Annotated in this window: 6 protein-coding genes; 1 reads left to right on the forward strand and 5 read right to left on the reverse strand. The window is 52.0% G+C overall.

Translation table 11 applies throughout. The features are described 5' to 3' along the window. Nucleotides 1-85 precede the first annotated feature (85 nt). From ACW9UQ_RS18220 to ACW9UQ_RS18240, 5 genes are all read right to left on the reverse strand, one after another. On the reverse strand, nucleotides 86-643 hold the full coding sequence (locus ACW9UQ_RS18220; protein ID WP_458932413.1) for a hypothetical protein: 558 nt from the start codon (nucleotides 641-643) through the stop codon (nucleotides 86-88). A 70-nt stretch (nucleotides 644-713) separates the two neighbouring features. After that, nucleotides 714-1,229 (reverse strand): DUF1269 domain-containing protein, encoded by a 516-nt coding sequence (locus tag ACW9UQ_RS18225; RefSeq protein ID WP_458932414.1) that lies wholly within the window; start codon nucleotides 1,227-1,229, stop codon nucleotides 714-716. Between the two features lie 79 nt (nucleotides 1,230-1,308). After that, the gene (locus ACW9UQ_RS18230; protein ID WP_458932415.1) at nucleotides 1,309-1,944 is read right to left on the reverse strand and encodes a YfdX family protein; all 636 of its coding nucleotides are present in this window, start codon (nucleotides 1,942-1,944) and stop codon (nucleotides 1,309-1,311) included. A gap of 75 nt (nucleotides 1,945-2,019) precedes the next feature. After that, nucleotides 2,020-3,408, reverse strand: coding sequence for a HAMP domain-containing sensor histidine kinase (locus tag ACW9UQ_RS18235; RefSeq protein ID WP_458932416.1), 1,389 nt, complete (start codon nucleotides 3,406-3,408; stop codon nucleotides 2,020-2,022). After that, on the reverse strand, nucleotides 3,395-4,069 hold the full coding sequence (locus tag ACW9UQ_RS18240; RefSeq protein ID WP_458932417.1) for a response regulator: 675 nt from the start codon (nucleotides 4,067-4,069) through the stop codon (nucleotides 3,395-3,397). The genes ACW9UQ_RS18235 and ACW9UQ_RS18240 overlap by 14 nt, the downstream gene beginning before the upstream one ends. A gap of 210 nt (nucleotides 4,070-4,279) precedes the next feature. On the opposite strand from ACW9UQ_RS18240, the gene ACW9UQ_RS18245 reads away from it, so the two are divergent. Beyond that, nucleotides 4,280-4,729: a CBS domain-containing protein gene (locus tag ACW9UQ_RS18245; protein ID WP_458932418.1), complete on the forward strand. Its 450-nt coding sequence runs from the start codon at nucleotides 4,280-4,282 to the stop codon at nucleotides 4,727-4,729. The last annotated feature ends 550 nt before the right edge of the window (nucleotides 4,730-5,279 follow it).

Raw genomic sequence — 5,279 nt, forward strand, 5'->3', positions numbered from 1 at the left:
CTTTGATCATCCCAATGATTTGGACTTCCGTGAAACGGCTCTTTCGCATTCGTTTGCTCCTTCAAAAGGTTGAGCAAACTCTACATCAGAACGAGGGAAGTTTCGGGGGGCAGGTCACTCGCGCAACGTTTTCGAGGTTTTCCGAGAGATCAAAGTCTCCCATATCTGGCGGGGGTGACATGTTGTCGGGATCAAGCATAAAAGGCTGCGGGACCGGTAGGCCGACCCTTCGGTAAAGGCCTGCGAACTCCATCAGGTTCTCTTGCTGTACCGCTCCGGCGGCCACCCCGGCCTGAACGGCCATTTCTACCGTTTCCAGGAAATCTTCCGCATACTCATTGTCATTTTCAAGCCTCATGCGGGCTTCATCCAGAAGAAGGCTCAGTATTTGATGCGCCCCGTCCGAATGGTCATCCTCTTGCGCGGCGAGCACCACCAAACCACATGCGACATCGCCGCTGGCAAGCAATCGGGATTTCAGCCGCATGAAATACGACTGAAACTCGGGCTCAAAACCATGGAGTTTGAATTGCTCCATGCAGTCGGCAAGAAGTTGGGAGGACATGTCTGACTTCCAATCAAGCAGCCAATTGACCGCGTCGAGTGTTTTTTGCGTTGGTTCGGGAATAAAGTGTATAGTCACTGCTGATCCGACAAATCAGGCGCAACACGGAAATTGCGCCTGATTTTTTTATGGTGTTTGGACGTGTTGCTTAGGTGTGCTCAGCTTCAAATGCATGCTTATGTGCGGCATCAAATGCGTGCCGTAACGCATCTTCTTTTGACGTGTCGAGATTCGTTCGCAGGATCTTGCCTCCGAGCTCACCCAGTTGATCGATAACTTTATCGGAAGCGTGGTCTCGCACCATCATAAACATTGCGGCCTGCCCAGGTTGGAGGGCGTGGGAAACTTCCTTCATGAAGCCGTCATCAATCCCGAAGTCGCTCAGCGCACCGCTCAGGGCACCGGCGCCAGCACCAACCGCGACACCTAGCAGGGGATTAAAGAAAATTACACCGACCAAAAGGCCCCAAAATGCGCCATTGGCGGCACCATAGGTCCATAGGTTGACCATCTGATTCAATTTGATCTTGCCGTCCTGATCCGCGACCGCGACGACCGCATCGGCGACATCGACGAGGTACTCACGGGACATCTTGAGAAGCGCAGTTCGTGCGGCTTCGGCATGTTCTTCGTCTCGGTATCCGATAACAATGAGTTCTGACATACTGTTGCTCCTTGGAGAATGGACCGTGCGCCACCTAAGGTGTTGCGCACGGCCTTTGGAATTTACTTGGGTGTACTGTTCAGCGAATGTCGCCCTGGGCAGGCACTGCATCAATTTCGAAGACGTCGACGACGATACCATCCTCGACTTGTTTCAGGGCCAGATTGGCCTCGAAGTATTTGCCTTCAGAAAGCAGAGCAGCAGCGTCTTGCAGATGCATCATGCTTTGTTGCGCCGGCATGAGGGCCGCCGACACTTCGACATCGATTTCTGCAACACGCAGAACTTCAATCGCTTCATCGGGTTCTGCAGATTCGAACAGGCCATAGGCACGTTGCAGGGCCAGCTTGTTCTCTTCGGTTGCTTTGTAGTTCTCCATAAGAGTCATGGACATGTCGAATGGCAGGTACTCAACATCGGGGTTGGAGTTCCCGAAGCCGTTGACACCCAAAGCACCAATGTCCGCTTCCGCTTTCGCCAGGGAACGCGTTGCATCGGCAACGGCGGTCTGAGCGTCGTCAATGCGATTTTCGAGAATGTCGATCCGGGCCGCCCGGACTTGGGTCATTGCCGCAAGAGCATCATCTGCGGTTTTCAGCATTTGTTCCTGCGTCGCGTAATCGACATCTGCATTGTCTGCAAATGCCCCAGCCACTGGCATCGCAGCGAGCGCGCAAGCGAAGGCCACTGCGGTTTTTTTCGATACTTTACGCATATCGTTTCCTTTCAGATGCATGTTGCTTGTACCGATAATGTAGGGTGCTTCCTTTACGCCTCTTTCGCCCGAAATTTACAAATTTGGCAGTTTCTTGAAGTCTTCAGCATTGGGGAACGCCACAACAATACGAAGCCCAGGATGATTGTCATGCGCGCGGACAGTCGCGCGGTGACGAGTGGCAATTGCGCGCACCAATGCTAAACCAAGTCCGTTTCCGCCAGTTGAGCGGCTGCTGTCGGTTCTGAAGAACGGATCGAAAATTTGTGCCCGTAGCTCGTCTGCGACGCCAGGGCCGTTGTCCTCGATAGTTAATTCGACAGTTTCATCCACAACTTGAGTTGAAATGCTGACCGTGGTTCCCGCTGGACAATGTTGAATTGCGTTGTTCACCAAATTATAGGCGAGTTGCATAAGCATTTTATGATCGCCCCAAACGACCGCTTCATCGACGGGAGCGACATCGAGCTCGAGCTTTTGATCATTATCTTCAGCAATGGCGAGAAGTGTGTCATGCATTTCATGCGCGAGATCATGAAGGTCAACTTTTGCGAAATAGGTGCGTGCCCCTGAGGTCTCGATCCGGGAAATTCTCAAGATTGTATCGAACACTGAATTCAAGCGTTGTAGCTCACTCTCCAGTTCTTCCAATTGCAGTCGCGGGTCCTCCTCCTTGTCCACCTGACCAAATGCCTGCTGTAAGGCCATGAAACTGTGGGACAGTGGTGTCTTAAGGTCATGTGCAATAGCCGCCACAGTCGATCTTGTGGTCGTCATCAATGCAGAAAGTTGTTCCAAGTGTTGATTGACTTGTGCCGCGATCCGATCGATCTGGTCGTTGGAAGATGATACAGGCAATCGGGCAGTCATATCACCTCGAGAGACCTGATCAAGCGTGCCTTCGATCGTTTGAAGCTTTGTCAAACTCCGGCGGCTGAGCATGTATCCCAAACCCAAAGTGCTCACAAACACAATAAGGCCGAGAACAAGCAAGCCTTCAATCAACGTCATCAATGTCCGGTTCTTTGGTGCAAGGGACCGACCGACAACGGTTTGATATTCATCTTGGCGTGCTGCATTCAGTAGGTGTGCATCTTGTAGGCCAAGAAAGCTGCGCTGTTCCGCTGAATGCACATACCATCCTACATAATCTGGTGCCAACTCTACGTTTCCGGCCAAGAATTTTCCTGTTTCATCGAACAGTCCGACCATATGCCGCTGGGTAGACAGAGGACTATTGAGATGCGTGACGGCACGTTGCAAGGCGTCACCACCACCATCCATTAAGATCTCATGGAGGAGAATCTGTTCCTCAAGAATCTGCGTTTCTAGGTTTTGTTGAAGTGCATCCTCAACGCGTTGATATGCAAACCAACCCGCCACGCTGAGCACAATTCCAAAGAGCGTCGCAGCGTAGAGCGCTGCCCGAAACGGTGCTCCCGCAAAGACGCTACCTTGGTCCATGCAACGAGTATCCAGTATTTCTGATTGTGTGCAAAAGTTGAACTTTGAACGGCTTATCAATCTTTGATCGCAATCGGCTAATGTGCGTCTCCACAACTGTCGAGTTCGGATCGAAGGTAAAGTCCCAGACCTTCTCCAACAACATAGTCTTGGTCACCACACGACCTGGGTTGCTCATGAAGACTTCCAGCAGCGCAAATTCCTTGGTCTGCAATTCAATGGTTTGCCCTTCTCGTTTGGCCGTTCGGCTCAGAAGATCAAGTTCGAGGTCGTGCACGACCAGTTTCGTAGATTCAGTTGTTCCTTTTCGGCGAGTTAGAGCTTGGACCCTGGCCAAAAGCTCCGAGAAATGGAAGGGCTTCACGAGGTAGTCGTCACCACCTTCTGACAGACCAGCAACTCTATCCTCGACATCGCCCAAAGCCGTCAGAAATATGACCGGTGTTTCGACGCCGGCAGCACGCATTGCTTTGAGCACTGACAGGCCGTCCATTCCTGGCATCATACGATCAAGCACAACGACATCACATTCGTTGTAGAGACAGAAATTCAGGGCGTCCCGCCCATCATCAAAGGTTTCGACCTGAAAGCCACTTTCCTGGAAGCCATTCTGAACATAATCGGAGGTCTTTTTGTCGTCTTCGGCCAGTAGAATTCTCATATCGTTTCGGTCTCTCCAAGCACGCATCACAAAAAATGGTGATGATCTCCCGCACTATCTACTTCTTTCGTGTGGCCCAGCGAACTTACAAATTTGTATATCTCGGGAAAACCACAAGTGAAGTCTGGAGGATACACTTGCAAAGACTCGGCATTTCTAGCCGACGCGGCAAGCGCCAAAGCGCTGGCAAATTTGGAAAGGTGATCCGTCATGACAACTGTATCTGCACTCCTCACCAGCAATGGGGCCCCATTCTTCACAACGCCTGACGAAAATCTTTACGATTTTGCCGGCCGACTTCTGGAGCGTGAAATCTTCGGCGCAATCGTACGCGACCGGGACGGCGATGTCGTCGGTGTCGTCACAGAACACGACATGGTCCGCGAAGCCTTTGAGCGGAATGCACATCTTTATGACATCACGGTGGAACAAGCGATGACGGAGAATGCTGTGGTTTGTCAGGCGAACGCCGGGCTCGCGGAGGCGCTTACGCTGATGGGTAAGCATCGTATCCGCCATCTCGTTGTGAAAGATGGCTCCGACGTCCTCGGATTTGTTTCCATCAAAGATATCCTCCAAAAAATCCATGCGGACGAGCAAATGGAGATATCGGTGCTTCGCGATATGGCCGGCATCCACAACGCCGCCAAATCAGCTTAGCATTCATAGCGGTTACGAAATTGAGGGTCGAGTGATGTCATTGCCAGCAGTTTCACTGAACCAGTCCTTGAGCCAATACAATTTTGCTTTCGATGGCGGTGAGCGTCCTCAAGGGCTTCGGTCCATCCTTCGACTGATAAATGGGGAAAAAATTGTCCCACTAGCGTCGTGCGCCACCAGTGGTCGGACTCGGCCAATGCATGTGGTTGAGGATGATGAGGGATCGAACGGAGTGCGCGCACTTGTCCGGCATCTTCGTGCTCAAATAGATGGAGAGGGTGGTCGGAGGGAGGTGCCTCCACTCGCTCAGGACCCTTTTGAAGCAGCATTATGTGATCTGCCGGACTCGGTGTGTGCGATTGCCCATCTTCTGAAAAGAGTGTTTTGGCACTAGTTAGCACAGCCGCGCCGGTGCCTCTATGAAGAACAAGAGGGAGTGTCCTGAACTTTGTGTATCTGGCCCGGCCCATGCGGTTTCAGATACTCAAGCGTCGAAGCGCTCGCCAAACACTATGGCGAACTGGTTGCGGGCTGCAAACCATTCGCGAAC

It is taken from the genome of Halovulum sp. GXIMD14793 (genome assembly GCF_054457435.1).